We start from the raw sequence: 25,387 nt of genomic DNA, 5'->3' as shown, positions 1-25,387 counted from the left end.
GAGAAATAATGCGCCAAAGTATTTTTATTACACAGCCTGAATTTGAATCGAAGCACTGGCGAGCAGCGTTTCCTGGTTGTTTAATATGCACAAAAGAACCAAACAGAGTAACGGCATCAAGTATTATTTGGGTTTTAGCCGGTACACCGAACTGGCTTGAGCTCGTTAAAAAGTATTCTCAACAACGTTTACTCGTTATTGTTATGACCAACGAACTTGAAATAAATCAACTTAGGAGTGCGCTTGAAGCAGGAGCTAAAGGATACGTAGAAGCACTCGCCACCAAAGTAATTATTGAACAAGTACTTGAGACAATTTGTTCTGGCGGAATATGGTTACCAGGACAATTACTATCTAATTTAGTGGGAGCTTTATCAAATACACCGTTTAAATATGCGAGCACATGCGAGCTTGATTTACTCACCAAAAGAGAACGCCAAGTAGTTGATATTGTTGTAACTGGCGCTACTAATAAACAGGCTGCAGAGTCTTTAAATATTACAGAGCGTACGATTAAAGAGCATATGGGTTCTATATTTAATAAGCTAAAAGTACGCGACCGCATCCAATTAATGTTAGTTGTAAAAGGGCATTAACCGCACGGTTAATGCCTACTACTTACTCTTTAATAACCCCATCAAAGCCTAAGTTAATAAGTGTATCGAGGTCATCTTGACTGGTAACACCTTGTGCGACCACTTTAATACCAATAGAGTGCGCTAACGTACACACCCCTCGCAGGAATGTTTGGTTATCTTGGCTGTAACTAATATTGTGCCCATAAACGCTATCAACCTTAATCATTTCAAGCCCAAACTCTTGAATTTTTTCAATTTTAGTAAACTCAGGGCCTACACGTTTTAACGCCACCTTAGCGCCCATACACCTTACATCTTCACAAAAGCCTTTAAATATTTTAATTTCGCTGACGGCAATACTTTCTCGTATATCAAAGCAAATTTTAGAGGCTAAATCAGGAAATGCTGATAGATAGGTAAGAATTGAAGCAAGCGCAGCATCATCAAGTAATGTTTGGGCAGATAACTCAACCGAAATCAGCTCACTTGGTGGCTCAATACTATACTGAGCAACCAACGCCTTAATTAATCCCCAATCTAAACGCGCTAATAACTTTAAGCGATTAGCCCATTGGTAATAATAACCTGCCCTATATACTTGCCCGCCAAGCTCTAGGCTCAGTCCTAATTGATTTTGCATCAACTGCCCCGTAAAACTCGTTACTGGGTATGTGTTAATTTCTAGCGCTTTGTTATCTAGAGCTTCTTCTATTGCATTTTGCCAACTTGTTGCATCATCAAATAACTCGCTTTTTTGTTTATTGTCACTTACTTTTGCTTGAACACCTGGTTTATTATCGGCTGATTTTAAAAGTTCATCGGCTCGTTTTAATACATCAAACCGCGTGTCATTCTTTTGTATGTAAGTGCAACTATGCGGTATAGCTAATTCAATATTTTTATACTCTTCAATAAAAGATTCATGAAGCCTAACTACTTTTTCACTCAATACCTCAATATCATCAGTATCACTAAACAGTACTGTAAAGTCATTATGTGATATTCGGGCTATGTAGTTTTCTGAAAAGTGTGCTTCATTTGATTCTAAAAACTCGATTAAAACCTGCGAAAAACGACGTAAGAAATTAACCATTTCTACACGGCTAATTTGTTCGCTCATTTTATCTAGGTTTACAACCCGAAATAAAAACAAGGCGCCATGGGCATGATCTTTCGATTTTTGTAAGTGGGCCTCAAGCGTTGCACCAAAGTATTCTCTATTTGCTAAACCAGTTAGCTCATCATGTTGTGATTTAAATCTAAGCTCTTCTAAACGTTTACTATCTTCTTTAATAATACGACTAAAACGGGTAGATAATTGGTTCATAGATTGCACTAAACGTGCAAACTCAAATGTACGAGGGACGGTGGATTTAATAAAACGTTTTTCACCAAATGCATTAGCCTGATACACAACATCATCTAGTGGTTTTAATATCCTACTTAAAAAGTAAGCACTAACTATACAAGCAAAAAAAGCGACAATTAAAAAACTAAAAAATAGTTTAAGCGCACTTTCCCATAAGGCTTGCTCAGCATATTGACTATGGCTTTCTATAAATAAAGTACCAAATTGCTGCCAACCATTATTTACTTGCCCAACCCCTGGTTGAACATTTAATCCATACATTGCCCTAAACCACTGTGGAGCCGTCGCTTTAAGCTCATCGGTAAATGTGCGTTTAACAATCACCTCACCATTAGGGTTTTGTAGTTCTATTCGCTTATAGTGACCGGTATCAAATGTGGCTGAAACTAATAATTCAAGCTCAACAGGGTCTTTGTCTAATTGACTGATCATCAACGCAAGTGAGCTGGCGTTATCTACATTTTTTAAGTACAGCTGGGTCGAAAAATAACTTTTAGCCGAATTAGTACTAATTAAAACACTACTTATAAAGCCCACAAAAATAACAATTAATAATGCAATCCATAGCTCTTGCCTGAGTGTTATTTTTCGTTTTTTAAGATACTTAGATAAGGAAAATGATGCCATTACCACATAACTCCTTCTTTGGTTGTCTGCTCCAAAATTTTACGCCAGCGTGAAAGTCTTGCTGTTGGGCTGGCTACACTTTTGGTTGAATTATTAGCCCATAAACCTTGGCTGTTAAAGCTAAAAACAGGGCTTAAATCTACACGTTTTGCAGCAGGTAAAACCTTTGTTATTAAACTGTCTAAAATAAGTGGCTGAGCGTTTGGTGTAGCAAAATAACCTAACACCATATGCGCTTGCGTTTTGTTAGTGCCCGCAATTTTTGCTTTTACATAAATAAGGCGTAACTTGTCGTCGCTCACACCTAACGCTCTTAAGCTTATATACTTTGCTATTGCGTAATCTTCACAATCACCGAGGCCTCTGCCTAATGTTTCTAAAGGGGTTGCCCAATAATCGTTTTGTTTCCAAAGCAAAATATCTGTTTGGTAGCGTAAATTACGCGCAAAAAAATCATTAACAATAAGAATTTGTTGTTGCTCTGGCTTGTTTTGAGTTTGCACCAACATGCTTTGCCAGTTGCGTGCAACCGCCGCTCGCGCAGGCCCGTATTTTTGACCCATGAGCTCTATAAAGGTATTAAATTGAATAGTTAGTCGGCTTGCAAGCACACCACTGGAGAGTACAAAAAACAGCAATAGGTAGCGCAAATTGGCTTTGCACCATATAAATAATTGAGGATTTAAATGACTTGGCTTAATCGCCATTTACAGAGCCACTGTTAATATAAGTGGCAATAAAATACATCTGTTGAGCACTACGCAATCTGCTTAAAATTAATCCTAACAACAGCATAGCACTCAATATAAGAGGATGAGATATTTTGAATAACTTTTTTAGTAGTACGTTACTTTTTTAACTTCGCGTGGTTTTACTTCACCTATGTATAAATCGTGCACACGCTTCATATTAAGCTCAAGCTCGGTCACGTAAGTATCATCTACTGCGTAAGTTTTAATTATTTGTGCACCTTTAATAAGCCCCTGCACTTTACTTTCTAAGTAATCGTCTTGAGCAATTGAGCCTTCCACCGTTGTTCCTGCGGTAATTTTTTGCCCATAGACTTGCTCAGTAAGCTCGCGGTAAGCTTCAAGCTTAGAAGCCTTAATGGCCATAAGTTGCTTTTGCGACGCGTTAGCGCCTTTTTGCAAGCTAATAGGCGCATACCCTATCGCTTTTAAGACGGGGTAATTATTTGGCTCTACATATTTATATTCAACATGCTTATCAAAAACGCTGCTACAACCACCTAAGGTTAAACACCCAAGTGTAATAAGTAATGAAATTGCTCGCATAGCATTTAGCCCTTGTATAGTAATTAGCAGTACATATGCACGTTTAATGCCATTTATGGCATTACTAATAATTACCAAATAACATTGGTACAGTCCTTGCTCTACCTAGTTAATAGCTAACGTTTAATTGGAGTAAAAGTATGAAGTCGTTTTTATCATTGGCATTTGCAGGATTAAGCGCAACGGCATTATTAACGTTCTCCCCTTTTACTAAAGCACAGTGGTATGAATCAACGGGTCACGCGAACGTCCAAAATGGTGATACAAGCGCGGCTAAATCTGCCGCTATAAAAGATGCGATTACACAGGCGTTAGTATTCTCTGGCGCACGGGTTAGCTCTGTGCAAACCTTGGTAGATGGCGTGTTGATGCAAGATCAGCTAAAAATTAGCAGCCACGGAGAAATTCAAAAAATTGAACTGGTCAGCGAAAATAAATACGACAATAAATTTGCCGTTACATTACGACTCGATATTTTTTCTCAAACAGAGCAATGCCCACAAAATAGTTTTAATAAGTTTGTGGCCGTTACACAAAGCCAACTTGTTCATCGTGAACACGCCAAAATGGGTCAAATATTTGACGTAAGCAAAGCGATTAGCAAAAATATTTTTACTTCCCTGCAAAAATCAAAAATGAGCGCAGTACCTATTGCTTACTATAATAATGCAATAAGCGTTGATAAGTACTTTTCGCAGCAGCACGACTATTCAAATGCCCAATTAGAAGAAATATCTTCGCGCAGTAACGCTCAATATGTACTGCTTAGCCAAATAACGAGCCTTTCAACTAGCGACAAACTCAATAACGATTATGCATTTTGGCAAGACGAGGCGTATGAGCGCAGTTACAACATTGAATTTGTATTATTTGATGGCACTACCTATGAGCAACTTTGGCAAAATAGTTACCATACTCAAGCAATATGGCCGTTTGAAAAAACAACCATAGTTGACGTTAATAGTGATAGGTTTTGGCAATCGCCTTATGGGCAAAGCATAACTGATATCAACCAATCAGTAAGTTATGACATTCAAGCAGCTATGGCGTGTTTACCTACTCAAGGTAAAATAATGCATATGGAAAATAGCAAAATCGTTATTAACTTAGGTAAAGCTCATGGGTTAAAAAAAGGCCAAATGCTAAGCATTGCGCACCATAACTATTTAACCGACGCGGCAGGTAATGTTATGCCGCACACCATCACCACGCTTAATAAAATTCGCGTAGAGCAGCTTTATCAGCAAACTGCAGTAGCAGTCAGTATTGATGATAAACCACTACCTGGCGTGCAAATTAACGATGTTGTAGAAATAATCAGCCAAAACCTTTAAATATTTAATTAACTTTTTTAGTTAATTTAGCTTTTAAATTAGGGTGAGTCGATAACCACTCGCCCAATTGTTCTACACCAGATAAATGCGGATAATGCTTTCTGCATGCAAACACCACATTACGCTGCTGATTAGGGAATATAGGCAAGTAATCAATCCCTACACGGTCGGTACATGCCAGTTTTGGTACAAATGTAATACCGTCATCCATGGCCACTAACGCTAATAATGTTTCTAAACTATTACCTTTATACTGGTTAGATACATCGACTCCCGCAGAAAAACAAAACTTTTGGGCTTGATCTTTAAAGCAATGACCATCACTTAACATTAGTAGGCTGCATCCTTGAAGGTCGCTCAACGCCACTTTTTTATGCTTAGAAAGCGCGTTATCTTGTGATACCGCCACTAAAAAATCTTCTTTGTATAAAGCAACCGTATGGTAATTAATAAGCTCTGGCACATCGGCTAAAATAGCAAAGTCGAGTTCGCCATTATTTAAAGCTTCTAAAATTGTTGCTGTTTGCATCTCAATAAACGAAAACTGACTATCAATAAATGCCGCTTTCATTGATGTTAATAACGCAGGCAACAAGTAAGGCGCAATGGTAGGAATAATACCAATAGTTAATTTACCTTGTAGAGGCTCATTAGAAGTAGCAGCAAGTTCTTTGAGTATTTGCGTTTGTTCTAAAATAATCTCTATTTGCGTCAACAAACGTTCACCTTTTGCTGTTAACGTAACTTGTTTAGTTGAGCGGTCAAATAAAGTAACGCCAAGCTCATGTTCGAGTTTTTTTACTTGGCCACTTAATGTAGGCTGACTTACAAAACATGCATCGGCAGCTTTGCGAAAGTGCTTGTATTGCGCTATTGCTTTTACATATTCAAAATCTTTTAAGTTCATATTCAGCTCTACGTGATAGTTTATAACTATCAGTTTAATACAAACAAACGATTGGAACTATATTTAATTGTTCGCCATAATGGCTATCAACAAATCAAGAGGAACAAAAACTATGTTAAACAATATCGAAGGTCAAACAGTCCCAAGTGTTACATTTGCAACTCGTCAAAATAACGAATGGAAATCAGTAACAACAGATGAAATTTTTAAAGGTAAAACGGTTGTAGTGTTTTCACTACCTGGTGCATTCACACCAACATGTTCATCAACTCACTTACCACGTTACAACGAATTAGCGGGCGTACTTAAGCAAAATGGCGTTGACGAAATTGTATGTTTATCAGTAAACGATACCTTTGTAATGAACGCATGGGCTGAACATCAAGAAGCGCAAAACATTACTTTATTACCAGACGGCAACGGCGAATTTACTGACGGCATGGGCATGTTAGTAGACAAAAACGACCTAGGCTTTGGTAAGCGCAGCTGGAGATACTCTATGCTGGTTAAAGACGGCGTGATTGACAAAATGTTCATCGAACCAGATTTACCAGGTGACCCGTTTGAAGTATCTGATGCAGACACAATGCTTGATTACATCAACCCTAAGCAAGCTAAACCAGAACCTGTAAGCATCTTTACTAAACCTGGCTGTCCTTTTTGTAAAAAAGCAAAAGAGCTTCTTGCAGAAAAAGGCTTCGCATATGAAGAGATTGTTATGGGTGCCGGCGCATCACTAACAAGTCTAAAAGCTGTATCTGGTCGTGACACTGTTCCACAAATATTCATTGGTGGTAAACACATCGGTGGTTCAGACGACTTAGAAAAATACTTTGCTTAATTAAGTAAAAAATAGCAGGGGCGTACGCGCCCCTCTATATCAATCTCATCGCTTAGATTGAAAATAATAAAGGATACCACTATGAAAGAATTGCAAACCGATGTTGTTGTTATAGGCGCTGGCACTGCCGGTTTAAGTGCTTATCGTAATGCTAAACAGTTCACACAAAATGTATTAATGATCGAATCAGGTCCATACGGCACCACATGTGCACGTGTTGGTTGTATGCCAAGCAAGTTATTGATTGCAGCCGCCGAAGCCGCACACGCAATTGAAATGGCACCTGCATTTGGTGTTCATAGCTCAAAGCCAGTCATTGATGGCAAAGCAGTTATGGCACGCGTTAAAAGTGAACGAGATCGTTTTGTAGGATTCGTAGTAGAAGCCGTAGATGAATTACCAGATGGTGATAAAATTCGTGGTTACGCTAAATTTTTAGACGCAAACCGCATACAAATAGACGACCATACAATTATAACAGCAAAACGCTTTGTAATTGCCACCGGTTCACGCCCTTCATACCCTGGCGTATTTAATAACTTTGGTGACAAACTTATTATAAACGACGATGTATTTGATTGGGATGACCTACCAGAATCAGTCGCTGTATTTGGCCCTGGTGTAATAGGTCTTGAAATTGGCCAAGCACTTAGCCGACTAGGCGTAAATGTAAAACTATTTGGTGTAGGCGGCGCAATTGGCCCACTTACAGATCCAGTAGTAAAAGACTACGCGAATACTGTTTTTGCTGAAGAATTTTTTGTAGATACCGACTCAAACGTATCTGACATGATGCAAGTTGGCGACAAAACACAGCTAACTTACACCGACAAACAAGGTGAAAAACACACCGAACAGTTTGACTACGTACTTGCAGCCACAGGCCGAGTACCTAACGTAGATAAACTAGGCCTTGAAAACACCGGCATTGAACTTGATGAACGCGGCGTACCGCACGCAGACACACATACAATGCAATGTGGTGAGTCGAACATATTTATAGCCGGCGATGCAAGTAACATGCTCCCATTGTTACACGAAGCATCTGACCAAGGTGCTATTGCAGGTCAAAATGCAGGGCGCTTCCCAGATGTACGTATAGGTCTGCGCAGAGCAAAAATTGCAGCTGTATTTAGCGACCCACAAATAGCCATGGTCGGCGAAAGCTACAAGCAAATTACTGACCGATTAGGCCCATGCGGTTGTTTTGAAGTAGGCGAAGTAAGCTTTGAAAACCAAGGCCGTAGCCGAGTAATGCTTAAAAACAAAGGTCATATGCGTGTATATGCAGAGCAAGGTACAGGCTTATTTTTAGGTGCAGAATTTATTGGCCCACAAGCCGAACACATCGCTCACTTATTAGCTTGGGCTGTACAAAACAAAATGACCGTACCAGAAATGCTTGATATGCCATTTTACCACCCAGTAATTGAAGAAGGGTTACGTACCGCCCTTCGCGACTTAAACGCCAAACTTAAATTTGGCCCAGACATTGTAAATTCATGTATGGAATGTGGCCCAGGCGCATAACCTATTTACCACACATACAAACTTGCTAAGCAAAAGCCAAAACTAACGTTTTGGCTTTTTTTTATAATTTTTTTAAGCTGACCTCTCAAAAAAAAATTTAGCTGTTACACTTAATTGATAATTCAATTAAAAAGATGGAATAGCTATGCCCAATAATAAATTTAGACTAGTCACTCGCAGCGATTTTGATGGCTTAGTTTGTGCCGTATTGCTCAAAGACTTAGACCTAATTGACGATATTTTATTTGTTCATCCAAAAGACATGCAAGATGACAAAATAGACATTACCGAAAACGACATTACGACCAACCTCCCCTACGTTGCAGGCTGTCATATAGCATTCGATCATCACCTTAGTGAAACCGTTCGCAACTCAAGCGACATAAAAAACCATATTATTGACCCAAAAGCACCATCAGCAGCTCGCGTAGTTTATGACTATTATGGCGGCGCTGAAAAACTTCCAAATATTTCTGTTGAAATGATGGACGCGGTAGACAAAGGCGATGCTGCTCAGTTTTCAAAAGACGAAATATTAAACCCAACTGATTGGGTATTAATGAACTTTATTATGGATGCACGAACTGGACTAGGCCGTTTTCGCGAGTTTAAAATTTCAAATTACCAATTAATGATGAAACTGATTGATGCGTGTAAAGATCAGAGCATCGAAGAAATCCTACAAATGGAAGACGTAGCCGAACGTGTTGCTTTATATAACGAGCATAACGAAAAAGCCAAAGAGCAAATTTCTCAATGCGCTACCGTCCATAAAAACTTAGTGGTCCTTGATTTAACTCAAGAAGAAACAATTTACGCCACAAACCGATTTGTTATTTATGCCATGTACCCCGACTGCAATATCTCGATTCATAAAATGTGGGGCCTTAAAAAGCAAAACGTAGTGTATGCCATAGGTAAATCAATCACTAACCGCAGTTCAAACACCAATGTTGGCGAACTGTGCCTTAAATACGGCGGCGGCGGCCATTTAAATGCAGGTACTTGCCAAGTAGAAACAAGTAAAGCTGAAGCCGTGCTTAGTGAGTTAATCGATAAAATTACTAGTGATGGTTAATATTAATTTACAATAACCAGAGTCATATCATAGCTCTGGTTATTTTATTTTAGTAAAGAGAGTTTTAATCACTCTCTTTTTCATATAAATTTCTGTAATCATAAAAGAAATAATGGCCTCATGTTAGATACTAAAAACTTCGAAAAAACACTTTATCAAGATACCAAAAAAGCATTTAAAAACATTATACAAAAATACGGTAACGATCTTTATGTAATGGGCTTTTACCACACAGGTAGCTACTCACTACTTCCAATGTTTAATACCTTATCGGGTTTAAAAAAAGTATTTGAAGAAGAGTACAGCAATGATGTAAGTAGTTTCTACTTGGCTAAATGGAATCCAGAAGACTACCCTACGCTTGAGGATTATTCCGAATACTTTGATGAAACAACTCTAGAGTGTCAAAAACTAGAAAACAGCATTGATTTGTTTCAATCAGATATAGAAGCAATGGATAATTGGCATCAATGGCTTACAACTATGGAGAAAGTACTCATACAATTAGATGCAGAAGGAATATTTTCAAATGGTATTGAACGCGAAAAAATCACTTTAGCAATACTCGCCTATGATGAAGAAGAAAGCATTCAATTTAAAAGAATCAAACGACTTAACCCACCAACCGTTCTAGCACAGATTCAAGCTGACTTTGAAGCCATGATTACAGAGCGTGAAGAATACGAAAAAGAAGCTTCAAGCGCCTTTAATTAAAAAAGCGCAACACGACTACATATACGCTATACACAAAGTATAAGGAAGGGAAGTGAAGATATAAATCATTGATTTAATTGGTAGCCCCTGCAAGAATCGAACTTGCAACTGCCCCTTAGGAGGGGGCCGTTATATCCATTTAACTAAGAGGCCACAAATAAGCTGTGTGCTTAGAGGTGTGAATTATAACGGCATCTGGTTTTTTATATCAAGCGACAACTGAACTTAATTACTTGATAAGTATATATCTTCTTTATTTAGTACATAAATTGGGATTAGTTTTCGACTACTCGCGACGATTTTTTTTGTATGCGCGTTAATTACACGTGTATTTACAACAACAGCATCACTGCGATAAATTAATGTACCCGCTAATACATGGCTCGCCATTTGCTCTTCGCTAAGCTTTTCAATATCACGCGAGAAAGCAAAATCACCACGGCTATTTACATCTATTGTTTGGGTTGTTTTAAAATCAACCACGCCATAACCAAACTTTTGTAACTGATGAATTAACGTTTCAGAAATTTGATTACCCAATTGGTTGCTTTTAGTAAGCGATGAATCAAGATCTACTAAGGTAGTAACGGCAATATTAATATTGGTGTCGGTATCACTTTCATACTCAAGCGTATCAACCAGATCAAGTGCCATTTGCTCTACATAGTTAGCAAGTGTTTTATGGTGCTTAAGTGGTGTGAACTGCTGAGATGGATCGTATTCAACTTGCGATTGTATCGCTTGATTATTATAAGCAATATTAAGCTGATCATTACCACCGTTTACTGTGTAATCTGTTCGTGTTGTGCTTTCGTTATGCTCATTATTATGCGTCATTGAGCAGCCTGTTAACCCAATTAAAGTAGTAAATCCAACGATAGTAATTAGTATATACGACATAGTTAGCCTCACTTGCTTGCTTGCTTAAGCATTATGCCATCAGTGCGGTAGTTACTATTAAGTGCATCAACAACTGACTGCGGAATAAAACCTTGCGCAGTGCCTACTACGGCTTTGCTTTGCAGCCCAATAATACGTGCATTTACAAGGACTCCTCCTTGACTACTCACTAATGTTCCAGCGAGTACGTATTTAAAGTTTTGATCTTGGTTAAGCTCTAAATAATCTCGACTAAATACAAAGTCTCCTTCAGCTGTAACACGCATGTAGTCGGTTGTTTTAAAGTCAATAACGGGTATACCAAAATTATGTAGCTCGTGCATAAAACTTTCTGATATTTGATTACCCAGTAAACTACTGTCATTAAAATCATCATCTAAAAATACAAAACTTGAAACAGCTAATGGTGTTTTTCCATTAACATATTGCAGATTTTCAACCATGTCTTGCATTATTCCGCGTACATAATGATTTATGTTCTTTCGCATTGGCGGAGTCGGCTTAGTATGACTATTTTTTTGAGCAAAGTCCGATTGAAATAAACGGTCATTGGATACTGGATCTGCAACATCACGCTGATTATTAACGAGTTGCATTGTTTGGTTATTATTTTGAACCTGGGCCTCGTCTGTACCTGTATTCATACCATTTAGTATATGCGAACAGCCAAAGCCCAAAGGTAAACAGAGGGTAATTAATAGGTTTCTCATTTTGTGCTCCTGATTAGTATTCGCTGCGGTATAAGTAGCCATCGCGTTGCTGTATTTTTTCATTGCCCCACATTACATTAATTGGGATCTCGGTACTTCCCGCAGAGAGCACTTGTTTATTTTCAATATTCACAAGCCGTGCATTAACTATGTATGCATGCTGCTGACGAGTCACTGTTCCTGTGATAACTAAGTCAATATTTTGGCGGTTTCGTAATTTACTTAAATCGCGACTTAAAATACTGTCTGAGTTTTCTGATAAAGAGAGGTTATTCCCAAGTCTGTACTCAACGGTGTGATAACCCAGTTGAGTAAATTGTGTAAGCAGACTTTCTTGGATCTGCTGACTTAAGCCTGAGGCCTGCCCTGTCACTAATTTTGTATCTAGTGCATCTGCATAAAAGAAGCTACTAACGCCAACACGTGCATTAGCATTTAACGCTCCATTTAGGTGGTTAAGTTGCGACGTTAAATTAACTACATAATCATTAACCGTAAAAGGAGCCATGGCCGCTTTAGGTGCATTTGTAGGCACACTTGGTTCTGGTGGTGGCACCAAGTTACAAGCAGCTAAATTTAAAAATAATAAAGGCAGTAAAAGGCGCATAATTGCCATCCTCTTCAAAACATACTGAGGATGAAGCAATTTGTATGCCTATATCGTACTTCTGTAAGGTTGTTGAACATAATAGCTAACAAAACATGTTACTTGTTGCTTTATAAGGGCTAAACAATCACTTTTTGCGTCCGCTGAATTACTATAAGCACCTAACTTCAATCGATAAAAAGTTGTGTTATTAACACTTACGGTTTCTACATTTATCTCAGTGGGTGAGATAATATTTTGTGGTATTTTTTCTTGGAATTCGCTGAGCTTCTTTTGCAATGCATTTTTATTTTTAAAAGCGGCAATTTGTAAAGCAAACAATGCCGTGTGGGTTTTTAATATACTTTCGTTATTAACTTCATCATTTACACGAGTATTTAGAGCATCAGAATCATTTAGTTGTTTTAGATTAGTAGCAAGCTGCGTTAATTTATTTTCTAACTTGAGTAGCTCCTCTACTTTTGGTTGAGAGCTTTCCCATTGTGCAGCAGAAATTTTGAGCTGCTCTAAATCAGACTTTTGAATAAGAATCGGTTGCGGGGTTGCTTGAGTCACTTTAACTTGTTGAGATGAGTTACATGCAGATAAAACAAGTACACCCATTAGCATCATGCATTCTAAACTCCATTTTAATAACATTTAACTTCCCTAAAATGACGTTGTTTAGGGGGTTGTTTATCCCCTAAACGTATTTAATTATGAAGGGTGTATTTTATGGATAAACAATTTTTAAGCAAGTTTCTTAACTACAGCCTTACTGGCTTATCGGTGTAGTTACTTACTATGCAATCGAGTTTATACAGCTTGAATACGTCACAGTCTGCTTTTGCATTTTTAAAGTTTTGGTAAGAGCCAAGTTTTAGCCTGTAAAACATTTTGTCGTTTATTTTGGCGGTTTCTACGTTAGTCAATATTTTGTCTCTAAACAACGGTGCTGCTTTAGTATTTAGCTCTTGCCATGCTTTAGCCACACCTTGCTCTGAGTCAACCGAAGCTACCTGCAAAGCAAATACATGTTTTGGTTTATTTAATTTTACAGCTTGTTTTTTATTACTGTAGTTTTGTTTAACTTGTTGGCGTGATTTAACATTACGTGTGTTTCGAGGTGAGCGTACAGACTTGCTGCTATACCCTTGATTAGACTGCGCAATAGCTTTGCTGTTTATAATATCAATATGATTTACGAGGTAAGTTATTTCTTTTTCTAATCTTAAAATTCGCTCTATACCTTCGCGTGCTTGTTGCCACTGCATTGCAGCATCTTTTAGTTGAGCAAGCTCCAAGGCTGTAATTGACACGTAGTCTGGCGAGTTACTTTGAGGTTGTTCGTCAATGGTTTTTATTTCAGGCGTAACGCTGCATGCTGTGCCAAATAAAAGCATTAGCAAGCTAAGTAAAAGCCCAATGTTATTTTTTTTATATATAAACATGTATTTGCTGTCCTGAAAGCAGTGTTTTTCACTACATTTCAGTTAAACATTCTCACAAGAAAGCGTTTAACTTTATTTAAGCTGTGAGCTATAAAACTTAGCTCTTCGCATGCTTGTCAGTGTTTTGTAAAACACAACGTTGCATACTCCCACCCTTCCTTGAGAGCATTATTTAATACAAATTCAATGCCAGTTAACACAAACTTTACAACATAAATAACAATATGTCTGTAATGACTTAAAAACTTTTATTTTAGAGCTATTCCTTTCCTTATTTTATTCTAGGGCCTGTTGACCTTTCAGAATTAAAATTTGTTCAATCTAGGGGCCATTTAATCGCGGCGCGAGGTTTGTAACCTAGTGGGCTCGATTACTGCTCCTGCGTTATTCTACTGACTTACATCCCTGTAAGAATAAGTAAAAACCGAGTAAAGCTTCCGCGTCCTGCTCACGCCACTTACCTACATCCATGTAGGCAACAAAGAGTAAATTGCCCCGAGGCAGAACCCTTCGGGCAGCGCATGTTTGACATCTATGCTACGTTATCGCCTATTTATGGGGAATAACCACACTACATAGGCTCTGCCTTGCCTAAATACCAAACAGCCTGTTGCAAATTCAACCTCGAAAGATGAACAGGCCCTGATAAAACTCATAAAAAAGGCGCCGATATAGGCGCCTTTCATGATTTACATTAACTGTTAAATCAGTTTTTTAATAAATGACTTTAATTCATCAGCAAATTCATCGCGACGAAGTGCAAATTCAATAGTCGCTTTTAAATAACCAATTTTACTTCCACAATCGTGGCTACGGCCTTTTATAGCGTATGCATCTACTTTTTCGTGTTCCATTAACATCGCAATTGCGTCAGTTAATTGAATTTCATTGCCTGCTCCTTGCGGAGTTTTTGCAAGTAACGGCCATATGTTTTCGCTTAATACGTATCGACCCACTACAGCTAAGTTAGATGGTGCTTCGTCTACTGGCGGTTTTTCTACCATATTAAAGATTGCTGAGCTTTCACCTTGCTTTAGGTCAACATCGCCTAAATCAACCACACCAAACTTATCTACTTCATCCATTGGTACTGGCTCAACCATTATTTGGCTATGCTTGTTTTGCTCAAAATTAGCGATCATTTCTGCTAAGTTATCTTTTTTAAGATCGCTCTCTACATCGTCAATAATTACATCCGGTAGAATAACTACAAACGGTTCGTTACCAATAATAGGCGCAGCACAACTTATAGCATGGCCTAAGCCTTTTGCTTCACCTTGGCGTACGTGAATAATGGTTACGTCTTTAGGGCAGATTGCTTGCACTTCGGCAAGTAGTTGCCGCTTTACACGCTTTTCTAAAGTAGCTTCTAGTTCAAAGCTCGTATCGAAATGATTTTCGATTGAATTTTTACTTGAGTGAGTTACTAACACTATTTCTTTAATGCCTGCAGCAACGGCTTCGTTTACTACATATTGAATTAAAGGACGGTCTACCACTGGCAGCATTTCTTTAGGAATTGCTTTAGTGGCTGGTAACATACGAGTACCAAGGCCTGCTACTGGGATCACTGCTTTCATTTTATGTTTTCCTTAATCTTTTATTATACTGAAAATGGGTATTGAATCGCTTCGTGGCATTGATAGCCTGTTACTTCAAAGTCGTCTCGTGTTACCCACGTTTCTATGTCTTCTAATGATTTAATTTCTGGATTAATTTTTAACTGAGGTGATGCAAATGGCTCACGCGTTAACTGCACATCACGCATCAGCTCAAGTTGGTTTTCGTAAATATGTGCATTAGCAATTTTATGATACGCCTTACCCGCTTTGTGGCCTGTAATTTGAGCCACTAGCGCAAGCAACACAAAACACTGAATTTGATTAAAATTAAGGCCAAGTGGCACATCACAGCTTCGCTGATATGATGTTAAATATAGCGTATCGCCAAGTAACGAAAAAGTGTGTGTATGCATACACGGGCGCAAGCAACCAAGCTCAAACTCACCTGGATTATAAAACGTGATTATTTCACCACGGTCATCAATGCCATTTTTTAAGTTATTAATAACTTTTGAAAGCTGATCAAGCGTTGAGCCATCTGGTCGTTGCCAACCACGGCCTTGTACGCCATAAACACGCCCCATGTCATCCTCACCTTTACGGTTAGGGTTATTAAGCCATGCATTGTTATCGTTTGCGTTAGCATCCCATGTTTTACAGCCAATTTCACGAAACTGCTCAGCGCTGTCGTACCCGCGTAAATATCCTAGCAATTCAGCAATCGCTGCTTTGTAGTAACTTTTGCGTGTAGTGATCATCGGAAACTGATTATTAGCCACATCGTATTCTAAATCAGCATTGATAACGGTTAAACAACGCGTACCTGTACGTTTATTTTCGACCCACTGCCCTTCGTCAACAATACGCTGACATAATTCTAAATATTGTTTCATGCTTTTCTTATTATGCCTTAGCTGGTGTAACGTGTTGTGGTTTCTTATATGCCCAAATTAACAAGCCTAAACCACCCACTATCATAGGTAACGAAAGTATTTGTCCCATTGAAATAAAGTCTGCAAATAAACCTAATTGTGCATCAGGTTGGCGGAAATATTCAATACAGAATCTAAACACGCCATAGCCTAATAAAAATACACCGGCTACACTGCCTGCTGGGCGTGGCTTTTTAATAAACCATTGCAGGATTAAAAACAGCACTAGGCCTTCAAAAAATGCTTCGTATAATTGCGATGGGTGACGCGCAAGCGGACCGCCCGTTGGAAATACCATTGCCCATGGCACGTCGGTAACTCGGCCCCATAATTCACCGTTTATAAAGTTACCAATACGTCCAGCTAAAAGCCCTACAGGAACCAGTGGTGCAACAAAGTCGCCCACTTGAAGAAGCGACTTTTTACGCGTCCACGAAAAAATTGCGACGGCAGTTATAACGCCAAGTGTTCCACCATGAAACGACATACCGCCCTGGTCTATTCTAAATAAATACAGTGGGTTTTCTATAAAGTAACTAAACTGGTAAAACAATACGTAGCCAATACGCCCGCCTAGTATTACCCCTAACATGCCGTAAAACAGTAAATCGCTTACTTGCTCTTTAGTCCAACCCGAATTTGGCTTTGATGCTTGACGATTTGCAAACCACATCGCAAATGCAAAACCTATTAAATACATTAAGCCATACCAACGTACGCTTAGCGGTCCAACAGAAAAAATAATTGGATCAATTTGAGGAAACTCAAGTGCCATAAAAAATAAACCTTTAGCTAAAAACCATTTTAATTGCGATAACTACAAGCAGCACCGCGAAAACTTTTTTAATTGTATTAACAGGTAAATAGTGAGTTGCTTTGGCGCCAATAGGCGCAACAAACCACGAGGTAATAACAATTCCAAATAATGCAGGTAAATAAACAAACCCAGCAAAACCATGCTCTAAATCGGTAACATGCCAACCTGCGCTGATGTAACCAATAGAGCCAAATAATGCTATAACAATTCCGCACGCGGCTGCGCAGCCAATTGCTTTTTTTATATCAACCGAGAAATAATTAAGCATAGGTACTATTAAAGCACCACCGCCAATACCAATTAAACCTGATAATCCGCCCATTATCGCAGAAAATCCACCTAAAATAGGACCTGCCGGTAACGGTTTATCTGACATCGGTTTATTACGCGCGGATAGCACCATTCTTGCTGCAATAAATACAACACTTATAGCAAACACTGTACGCAATATTTGTTCAGGGATTAAACTTGCTGCAAAGCCACTAATAAGTGCACCTAAAGCCACGCCCGACATAACCCATGGGGCTATATCCCAAGGTACATTATCATTTTTATGATGAGCCAACGCTGAAGACGTTGAAGTAAATAAAATAGAAGCGAGTGAGGTTGCAATAGCAATTACTAATACATGATCAGCTGACGTTACATTAAATGAGAGTAGCAGAGTGCTTAGAACTGGAACGATAATTAAACCGCCACCAATGCCTAGTAACCCAGCTAAAAACCCAACAATACAGCCTAGTAGTGCACAGCTTGCGACTAACAAACCTAAGTCATACATAGTAATCTCAAATACCCTTTTAAGGTTTATATATTAAAGGATTATAAAACTAATAGCATCTGTGTATTGCAATTAATTAGGCGTATAAGCTTATTTAGGAGTGTAAAACAAATCACCTAATTTATGCTCTAGCATAAAGCTTCGCGTTAAACGTAGTACTTGTTTGGCTGTAGATTGCGCTAAGCATTCACTTAATAGTTGTTCCATGTCACTAACATTTAAACGTCTAAGTACCCATTTAACTTTATTAAGCGATGATAAATTCATACTAAGGCGCCTGTAACCCATGGCAATAAGCAAAATAGCTCCTTCAGGATCGCCGCCTAGTTCACCACACAAACTAAATGGCAGTTCATATTGCTCACATTCGCGCGCTACTTTATTTAGTACCCTGAGTACGCCCGGGTGATAAGGGTTAAAAAGTTCGGCAACTCGTGCATTAGCCCTGTCTACTGCTAATAAATACTGTGTTAAATCGTTACTACCTACTGAGCAAAAATCGACTTTTTTTGACCACTCTGGAAGCATAAATACACTTGAAGGTACCTCTAGCATTATACCTATGTCGGGTCTTTCTATGGTTTGCTCTGGGTATTTTTCACTTAACTCAAAATAAGCCTGTTCAAATAACGCAAGTGACTCATCAACTTCTTCAGTGCCGCTGATCATAGGGAGCATTATTTTTAAATTACCCAAACCAATGTTTGCTTTAAGCATCGCTTTTAGTTGATCTAAAAATAACTCTGGATGATCAAGGCTAATACGAATGCCACGCCAACCTAAAAATGGGTTTTCTTCGGTAATGTTAAAGTAATCGAGTACCTTATCGCCCCCAATATCCAATGTACGCATAACCACAGGATTAGGATGATAGCTAGTTAGTACTTCTCGGTACCAGTTTTCTTGCTCTGATTGCGAAGGAAACTGACCTTTTTGCATAAACCACGCTTCGGTTCGATAAAGCCCCACACCGTCACAAATATGCGCGCTACTTTGCTCGGTATTAAGCTCAAGGCCTGCGTTTAATAATAAGCTAACATGTTCACCGTCAAGCGTAATTGATTCTGAGTCTTGCTCTGCTAAAAAGCGGTTATTAAGTAGGTTATCTTGATGCTGTAACTCTGTGTATTCATCCATCAACATTTGCGAAGGCGATATATATAAACGCCCAGCAAATGCATCTAAAATCATCGGTTTGCCATTAAACTGCAGTAGAGGTAAATCTTCTATACCCCAAATGGCAGGGATCCCCATCGCACGCGTTAATATAGAAGCATGGCTATTTGCAGAGCCATTTACGCTTACAACGCCTGTTAAGTGACCTTTTGGCACCTCAGCTAGCATGGCGGGTGTTAAGGTATTAGCAATTAAAATAGTGTTGGCCGGATAATTTTTAACAGCGTGCTCGGTATTTACAAGATGATGTAATACGCGAAGACCAATGTCTTTAACGTCAACAGCACGCTCTTTTATATAAGGGTCTTGCATGGCATTAAATTGAGATATTAAACGCTCTATTACAATTTTTAGGGCGCTTTTAGCACACCAGCCTTCTTGTAATTGCATTTCAACATTATGCCCTAAACTTTTAGCGTCAAGCAGTTGTTGATACACATCAAATACCGCAAGAGCTTCGTGCGGAATAGAATCGCTTAGCGTCATAGATAGGGTATTAAATTCTTTGCGTGTTGCAGCTACAGCTTGAGTAAACAAACGGCGCTGCTCAGTAACGTCACTGTCTTTTAAAAGCTCAATAGATTTAAAATCGAGTTTTGGTAATACAACAAATGCTTGCCCTATACCTATTCCAGGCGCGCTCGATACGCCTTTTAAAACAGACGTTTGATGAGATGACTCATCTTGGCGGAGTATTTCTTTAATTTCAGCATGCGCTAATTGTGAAGCAAGTTGAGCAGAAAGCGTTATTAAAAACGACTCTTCGTCTTGGCTAAATACACGTGCCATTTTTTGTTGAACAACAATAACACCCAGTACTTTTTTTTGATGAACAACGGGTACAGATAAAAAAGCGTTGTAGCCTTCTTCATTTACTTCGGGGGAAAGCTTAAAACGAGGATGCGATTTAGCAAATGCAATATTAATAGGCTCTTCGCGTTGCGCTACTAGGCCAACCAAACCTTCGGTAAAACCAATTCTAAACTTACCTACCGCATCGGGGTTTAGTCCTTCGGTTGCCATAAGTACAAAATTGTCTTGGCTGTAATCTGCAAAATAAATGGAGCAGCACTGGGTTTTCATGGCATCTTTAACCATTTGCACAAAGCACACTAATGCGCTGTCTAAATTCGCTTGTCGCGATACAGACTCCGCAATAGATCTCAGTGTAGCCAGCATACCCTGCTCCTTTATTGTATCGAGAAATTACTACCTTTTACTTCGCCAATGATCTTTATGTTGTTCTCTCTTATTAAAAGGCATAGCGAAAGGAGCAAACTCTTTCATTACTCGTCGATAAACATCCCGTTTAAACGATACAACCTGTCGTACAGGATACCAATAACTTACCCAGCGCCAATCATCAAACTCTGGATGATGGGTTTTAAGTAAATTTACATCTTCGTCTTTACAGCGTAATTTTAGTAAAAACCATTTTTGTTTTTGCCCAATACACACCGGACTAGAGTCTCGGCGGATTAATCGTTTGGGTAATTTATAGCGTAACCAATGTTTTGAGCTTGCGACTATTTCTACATCTTCTGGTCGCAACCCTACTTCTTCGTGTAATTCACGGTACATGGTTTGTTCTGCAGTTTCGCCATCATCAACACCACCTTGGGGAAATTGCCAAGAGTGTTGACCATAACGTCTGGCCCAAAAAACCTGTCCCTGATTATTGCAAATCACAATTCCGACATTGGCACGAAAACCTTCGGCATCAATCACCTTAGTGCCTCATTTGTAAGTCGATTTTTAATGATTGTTCCACATTAGCCGCAATACGGCAAATACTATTATACCCAAGCCAATTAGTGAGCTAAGTTTGAGCTTTTAGTATGTTGATAAATTAATAGAGAATAGGTAAATATTTAGAAAATAACTCAGCAAAGCTATTGCGGTTCTTGTTTTCCTCTAGTTACTCACAGTTTGTGCATAACTTTTGTAAAACACGCTCATTTTGCAAACAAATCCACAATATTAGATCTTAAAACTTAGCTTCTCCACAGATTCTGTGGATAAACATGTTCATATAGTTGTATTTATCCTTACAACTTTTAAATGGCTTAATCAAAACTGAACGTGCACATTTAAAAAAACCTGCAGAGTCAGTAACTTAAAGTAAAGTAGCTTAATTTCAATATGTGCAAAATTAACACAAACAACAGGCGGGCAAAAAACGTACAACCCTAAAGATATCCACGGCTTAGCCTATTTGCTATCATGGCTATGGTATTTATACAACCGAAATTAAGAATATGCGACCTACAAAACCACACTCAATAAACGACTTAATGCAGCGCGTTAACAGTATTGCCGGATTAACACTTGGGCAACTTGCAAACCAGTACCATTTTAAAACACCTGATGATTTACTACGCGAAAAAGGTTGGACTGGTCAGTTAATTGAATACGTACTAGGTGCTACTGCGGGCTCAAAACCCCTCCCCGATTTTGAAGATTTAGGAATTGAGCTAAAAACACTGCCTATTTCTTATAAAGGTAGGCCACTGGAAACTACGTTTGTATCGGTTACACCTTTAATGAACGTGACGGGAATGACGTGGCATACCAGCTCTGTGCGTAAAAAACTAAATCATGTTTTATGGCTGCCAATTTTAAGCGAACGTGATATTGCGCCGTTTGACAGAACCATCGGCAGCGGCTTTTTGTGGCAGCCTTCACCTGAACAAGACGCTTTGTTACAACGCGACTGGGAAGAGCAAATGGAGCTAATTGCGCTAGGTAGAGTCGACGAAATATCAGGCCATTTAGGCGATGCTATGCAAATACGCCCTAAAGCTGCTCATAGTAAAATAGTGACTGATGCTATTGGCCCAAATGGGCAAATAATTAAAACCCTACCCCGTGGTTTTTATTTAAAAACCAGTTTTACAGGTGATATTTTAAAGCAGCAGTTTCAACTATGAGTGCGTAAGAAATTAAAGTATGAATAAAGCGTTATACTTTTGTGTTCCACTCTTTAGTGCTGCGTACATCAACAAGCTTAAAGTCTACAATTTATTTTCATCTCTTTGGAAAAAGTATCAGGCATAAAAAATCCCCGCATAGGCGAGGATTTTATCATCTAAATTAAAAGTTAGATTCTATATTAAATAGAATTACTGACCTTTAACTTCTTTAAGACCGTTGTACGGTGCTTTATCACCTAATTGCTCTTCAATACGTAGCAATTGGTTGTACTTTGCAACACGGTCAGAACGGCTCAGTGAACCTGTTTTGATTTGACCTGCAGCAGTACCCACTGCTAAATCAGCAATTGTTGAATCTTCAGTTTCACCAGAACGGTGAGAAATAACAACAGTAAAACCAGCATCTTTAGCCATTTTGATTGCAGCTAAAGTTTCAGTTAAAGAACCGATTTGGTTAAACTTAATTAAGATTGAGTTAGCAATACCGTTATCGATACCACGTTTTAAAATCTTCGTGTTAGTTACAAATAAATCATCACCTACTAATTGGATTTTATCACCCATTAGTTTAGTTTGGTGTGCAAAGCCATCCCAATCAGACTCATCAAGACCATCTTCAATAGAAACGATTGGGTACTGATTAGTAAGATCTTGTAAGAAGAAGTTAAATTCTTCAGAAGTGAATTTTTTACCTTCACCTTTAAGATCGTAGATGTTTGCTTCTTTGTCGTAAAACTCAGATGCAGCACAATCCATCGCTAAAGTAATATCTTTACCTAGCTCGTAACCTGCGTTTGCAACAGCAACTTTGATTGCAGCAAGAGCCGCTTCGTTAGATGCAAGGTTAGGTGCAAAACCACCTTCATCGCCAACCGCTGTTGAGTGACCATCAGCTTTAAGCACTTTAGCAAGGCTGTGGAATACTTCAGCGCCCATACGTAGGCCTTCGCGGAAGTTTTTAGCGCCAACAGGTTGGATCATGAATTCTTGAATATCTACAGAGTTATCTGCGTGCTCACCACCATTGATGATGTTCATCATTGGAAGTGGCATAGAGTAAACACCTGGTGTGCCATTTAAGTCAGCAATATGTTCATAAAGCTCAACTTTTTTAGACTGTGCAGCTGCTTTCGCAGTTGCTAGTGATACAGCTAAGATTGCGTTTGCACCTAATTTTTCTTTATTTTCGGTACCATCTAAATCTAGCATCACTTTATCAACAGCGTTTTGATCTAATGCATTTTGACCAGCTAAAGCATCAGCAATTTCTTTATTAATATAACCAACTGCTTTTAATACGCCTTTACCTAAGTAACGTGATTTATCACCGTCGCGTAACTCTAATGCTTCACGAGTACCAGTAGATGCGCCTGAAGGTGCTGCTGCACGACCCCAAGAACCATCTGCTAAATGTACGTCTGCTTCAACAGTTGGGTTACCACGCGAGTCCATAATTTCGCGACCGATTACTTTTACGATTTCTGACATCTTGATTCCTCTATATTCCCAAAATGGTGAGTTCAGCTAACTTTACTACGTTTTATATAGCTTAGTCAGCCCTTAAAACAAAAAAGCCGTGCAATATGCACGGCTTTTAAAATTACGAATTCGCTTTTTGGTGGATGTGCGCAGCTGCTACAAACCCTTCAAATAACGGATGACCATCACGTGGCGTTGACGTGAATTCCGGGTGGAACTGCGCGGCAATAAACCATGGGTGATCTTTATTTTCGATAATTTCTACCAGTTTTTTATCTTCTGATAAACCAGTAAAGCTTAAGCCTGCTTTTTCAAGTATTTCTACGAAGTTATTATTTACTTCGTAGCGATGACGATGACGTTCAACAATTTCGTCGCTGCCATATACTCCATGTACTTTAGAACCAGGCGTTAAATGACATTTTTGTGCGCCTAAACGCATAGTGCCACCTAAATCAGATTTTTCGCTACGTGTTTCAACATTACCTTCAGCATCTAGCCATTCAGTAATTAAGCCAACTACCGGTGCTTCTGAATTTGCATTAAATTCTGTAGAGTTTGCATCCGTTAAACCTGCAACATTACGTGCATATTCAATTAATGCTACTTGCATTCCTAAACAAATACCTAAGTATGGTACTTTATTTTCACGTGCATATTTAGCTGCTAAAATTTTACCTTCAACACCACGTCCGCCAAATCCACCTGGCACTAAAATAGCATCTAAGTGTGAAAGTAATTCAACACCTTTGCTTTCTAAGTCTTGTGAATCTACGTATTCAATGTTGATTGTTAGGCGGTTTTTAAGACCTGCATGCTTTAATGCTTCGTTAACCGATTTGTACGCATCTGGTAATTCAATATATTTACCAACCATACCAATGGTCACTTCACCCGTTGGGTTAGACTCTTGATAAAGTACTTGTTCCCACTCAGCTAAATCAGCTTCTGGTGGATCTAAGTGAAAACGACGACATACAAAGTTATCTAATTCTTGTGTTTTTAATAACGCAGGAATTTTATAAATGCTGTCTACATCTGGTAGTGAAATAACCGCTTTTTCTTCTACGTTTGTGAATAATGAGATTTTTGCACGCTCATTATTAGGTAGTTTACGGTCTGAACGACAAATAAGAATATCTGGTTGAATACCTACTGAGCGCAACTCTTTAACAGAGTGCTGAGTTGGTTTCGTTTTCACTTCACCGGCAGGGCCTAAAAATGGCACTAGCGTTAAGTGAATAAATAGCGCGCGTTCGCGACCAATTTCAGTTCCCATCTGACGAATTGCTTCAATAAACGGTTGTGATTCAATATCACCTACAGTGCCGCCAATTTCTACAATAGCAATATCATAACCTTCAGCACCGTCGTATACACGTTGCTTAATATCGTTAGTGATATGTGGAATAACCTGAATAGTAGCACCTAGGTATTCACCACGGCGCTCACGACGTAATACGTCTTCATATACACGGCCTTGTGTGAAGTTATTACGACTAGTCATTTTGGTACGGATAAAACGCTCGTAGTGACCTAAATCAAGGTCAGTTTCTGCGCCGTCTTCTGTAACGTAAACTTCACCGTGTTGAATTGGGCTCATTGTGCCTGGGTCAACGTTGATGTAAGGATCCAGCTTTAAAATGGTAACATTTAAACCACGGGCTTCTAAAATAGCGGCCAGTGAAGCTGCGGCAATACCTTTACCCAACGAAGAAACAACTCCGCCAGTAACGAAGATAAATTTTGTACTCATGCGAACCCTAGAATATCAGGAATTAAAAGGA

24 protein-coding genes and 1 tRNA gene are annotated in these 25,387 nt (G+C 38.9%); 7 read left to right on the top strand and 18 right to left on the bottom strand.

What is annotated here, in order from left to right:
• Positions 1-8 precede the first annotated feature (8 nt).
• Positions 9-596: a response regulator transcription factor gene (locus JG479_RS04375; RefSeq protein WP_200220040.1), complete on the top strand. Its 588-nt coding sequence runs from the start codon at positions 9-11 to the stop codon at positions 594-596.
• 22 nt (positions 597-618) lie between these two features.
• On the opposite strand, the gene JG479_RS04370 is transcribed toward JG479_RS04375, so the two are convergent.
• From JG479_RS04370 to JG479_RS04360, 3 genes are all read right to left on the bottom strand, one after another.
• A complete protein-coding gene (locus JG479_RS04370; protein ID WP_200220039.1) occupies positions 619-2,574 on the bottom strand; it encodes a bifunctional diguanylate cyclase/phosphodiesterase in 1,956 nt (651 codons plus the stop codon).
• Entirely contained in the window at positions 2,574-3,281 is a 708-nt protein-coding gene (locus tag JG479_RS04365) for a transglutaminase-like cysteine peptidase (protein WP_002961331.1), read from the bottom strand. The genes JG479_RS04370 and JG479_RS04365 overlap by 1 nt, the downstream gene beginning before the upstream one ends.
• A gap of 129 nt (positions 3,282-3,410) precedes the next feature.
• Positions 3,411-3,869: an LPP20 family lipoprotein gene (locus JG479_RS04360; RefSeq protein ID WP_008168853.1), complete on the bottom strand. Its 459-nt coding sequence runs from the start codon at positions 3,867-3,869 to the stop codon at positions 3,411-3,413.
• Positions 3,870-4,009: 140 nt separating this feature from the next.
• On the opposite strand from JG479_RS04360, the gene JG479_RS04355 reads away from it, so the two are divergent.
• Entirely contained in the window at positions 4,010-5,203 is a 1,194-nt protein-coding gene (locus JG479_RS04355) for a flagellar assembly protein FlgT (RefSeq protein ID WP_200220038.1), read from the top strand.
• 4 nt (positions 5,204-5,207) lie between these two features.
• Here JG479_RS04355 and JG479_RS04350 read toward each other — a convergent pair whose 3' ends face one another.
• Entirely contained in the window at positions 5,208-6,110 is a 903-nt protein-coding gene (locus JG479_RS04350; RefSeq protein ID WP_200220037.1) for a LysR substrate-binding domain-containing protein, read from the bottom strand.
• A 112-nt stretch (positions 6,111-6,222) separates the two neighbouring features.
• On the opposite strand from JG479_RS04350, the gene JG479_RS04345 reads away from it, so the two are divergent.
• From JG479_RS04345 to JG479_RS04330, 4 genes are all read left to right on the top strand, one after another.
• Complete coding sequence (locus tag JG479_RS04345; RefSeq protein ID WP_002961336.1) at positions 6,223-6,951, top strand: glutathione peroxidase; 729 nt, start codon at positions 6,223-6,225, stop codon at positions 6,949-6,951.
• A gap of 81 nt (positions 6,952-7,032) precedes the next feature.
• Positions 7,033-8,481: a dihydrolipoyl dehydrogenase gene (locus JG479_RS04340; protein ID WP_200220036.1), complete on the top strand. Its 1,449-nt coding sequence runs from the start codon at positions 7,033-7,035 to the stop codon at positions 8,479-8,481.
• Positions 8,482-8,626: 145 nt separating this feature from the next.
• Entirely contained in the window at positions 8,627-9,559 is a 933-nt protein-coding gene (locus tag JG479_RS04335) for an exopolyphosphatase (RefSeq protein WP_200220035.1), read from the top strand.
• 120 nt (positions 9,560-9,679) lie between these two features.
• Entirely contained in the window at positions 9,680-10,273 is a 594-nt protein-coding gene (locus JG479_RS04330; RefSeq protein ID WP_149602264.1) for a DUF4303 domain-containing protein, read from the top strand.
• A gap of 78 nt (positions 10,274-10,351) precedes the next feature.
• Here JG479_RS04330 and JG479_RS04325 read toward each other — a convergent pair.
• The 12 genes from JG479_RS04325 to rppH form a co-directional block, all read right to left on the bottom strand.
• Positions 10,352-10,426 (bottom strand) — tRNA-Arg (locus JG479_RS04325).
• 72 nt (positions 10,427-10,498) lie between these two features.
• A complete protein-coding gene (locus tag JG479_RS04320; protein WP_138488676.1) occupies positions 10,499-11,173 on the bottom strand; it encodes a FlgO family outer membrane protein in 675 nt (224 codons plus the stop codon).
• An 8-nt stretch (positions 11,174-11,181) separates the two neighbouring features.
• Positions 11,182-11,883, bottom strand: a complete 702-nt coding sequence (locus JG479_RS04315; protein ID WP_200220034.1) for a FlgO family outer membrane protein — start codon at positions 11,881-11,883, stop codon at positions 11,182-11,184.
• 13 nt (positions 11,884-11,896) lie between these two features.
• The gene (locus tag JG479_RS04310) at positions 11,897-12,490 is read right to left on the bottom strand and encodes a FlgO family outer membrane protein (protein ID WP_193225695.1); all 594 of its coding nucleotides are present in this window, start codon (positions 12,488-12,490) and stop codon (positions 11,897-11,899) included.
• Positions 12,491-12,538: 48 nt separating this feature from the next.
• Positions 12,539-13,129 carry an SPOR domain-containing protein gene (locus JG479_RS04305; RefSeq protein ID WP_039484757.1) on the bottom strand — a complete coding sequence of 197 codons (591 nt, stop codon included), beginning with the start codon at positions 13,127-13,129 and terminating at the stop codon, positions 12,539-12,541.
• A gap of 107 nt (positions 13,130-13,236) precedes the next feature.
• Entirely contained in the window at positions 13,237-13,920 is a 684-nt protein-coding gene (locus JG479_RS04300; protein WP_024594911.1) for an SPOR domain-containing protein, read from the bottom strand.
• Between the two features lie 701 nt (positions 13,921-14,621).
• Positions 14,622-15,500 (bottom strand): UTP--glucose-1-phosphate uridylyltransferase GalU, encoded by an 879-nt coding sequence (gene galU / locus JG479_RS04295; RefSeq protein WP_024594910.1) that lies wholly within the window; start codon positions 15,498-15,500, stop codon positions 14,622-14,624.
• 23 nt (positions 15,501-15,523) lie between these two features.
• Entirely contained in the window at positions 15,524-16,375 is an 852-nt protein-coding gene (locus JG479_RS04290; RefSeq protein ID WP_149602248.1) for a thymidylate synthase, read from the bottom strand.
• Between the two features lie 10 nt (positions 16,376-16,385).
• A complete protein-coding gene (lgt, locus tag JG479_RS04285) occupies positions 16,386-17,189 on the bottom strand; it encodes a prolipoprotein diacylglyceryl transferase (RefSeq protein WP_039484768.1) in 804 nt (267 codons plus the stop codon).
• Positions 17,190-17,202: 13 nt separating this feature from the next.
• Positions 17,203-18,012: a sulfite exporter TauE/SafE family protein gene (locus JG479_RS04280; RefSeq protein WP_002958702.1), complete on the bottom strand. Its 810-nt coding sequence runs from the start codon at positions 18,010-18,012 to the stop codon at positions 17,203-17,205.
• 90 nt (positions 18,013-18,102) lie between these two features.
• Entirely contained in the window at positions 18,103-20,367 is a 2,265-nt protein-coding gene (gene ptsP, locus JG479_RS04275) for a phosphoenolpyruvate--protein phosphotransferase (RefSeq protein ID WP_002958703.1), read from the bottom strand.
• Positions 20,368-20,397: 30 nt separating this feature from the next.
• On the bottom strand, positions 20,398-20,916 hold the full coding sequence (gene rppH, locus JG479_RS04270) for an RNA pyrophosphohydrolase (protein ID WP_002958704.1): 519 nt from the start codon (positions 20,914-20,916) through the stop codon (positions 20,398-20,400).
• Positions 20,917-21,446: 530 nt separating this feature from the next.
• Here rppH and mutH point away from each other — a divergent pair.
• Positions 21,447-22,118 (top strand): DNA mismatch repair endonuclease MutH, encoded by a 672-nt coding sequence (mutH, locus tag JG479_RS04265; RefSeq protein ID WP_002958705.1) that lies wholly within the window; start codon positions 21,447-21,449, stop codon positions 22,116-22,118.
• 192 nt (positions 22,119-22,310) lie between these two features.
• Here the strand turns inward: mutH and eno are convergent, their stop codons facing one another.
• On the bottom strand, positions 22,311-23,609 hold the full coding sequence (gene eno / locus JG479_RS04260; RefSeq protein WP_002958706.1) for a phosphopyruvate hydratase: 1,299 nt from the start codon (positions 23,607-23,609) through the stop codon (positions 22,311-22,313).
• A 112-nt stretch (positions 23,610-23,721) separates the two neighbouring features.
• Positions 23,722-25,356 (bottom strand): CTP synthase, encoded by a 1,635-nt coding sequence (locus tag JG479_RS04255; protein WP_033020682.1) that lies wholly within the window; start codon positions 25,354-25,356, stop codon positions 23,722-23,724.
• Between the last annotated feature and the right edge of the window lie 31 nt (positions 25,357-25,387).

Source organism: Pseudoalteromonas sp. LC2018020214 (genome assembly GCF_016598755.1).
Lineage (GTDB): Bacteria > Pseudomonadota > Gammaproteobacteria > Enterobacterales > Alteromonadaceae > Pseudoalteromonas > Pseudoalteromonas distincta.
The sequence above is the reverse complement of the archived record's forward strand: the minus strand, read 5'-3'. Positions and strand labels throughout refer to the sequence as shown.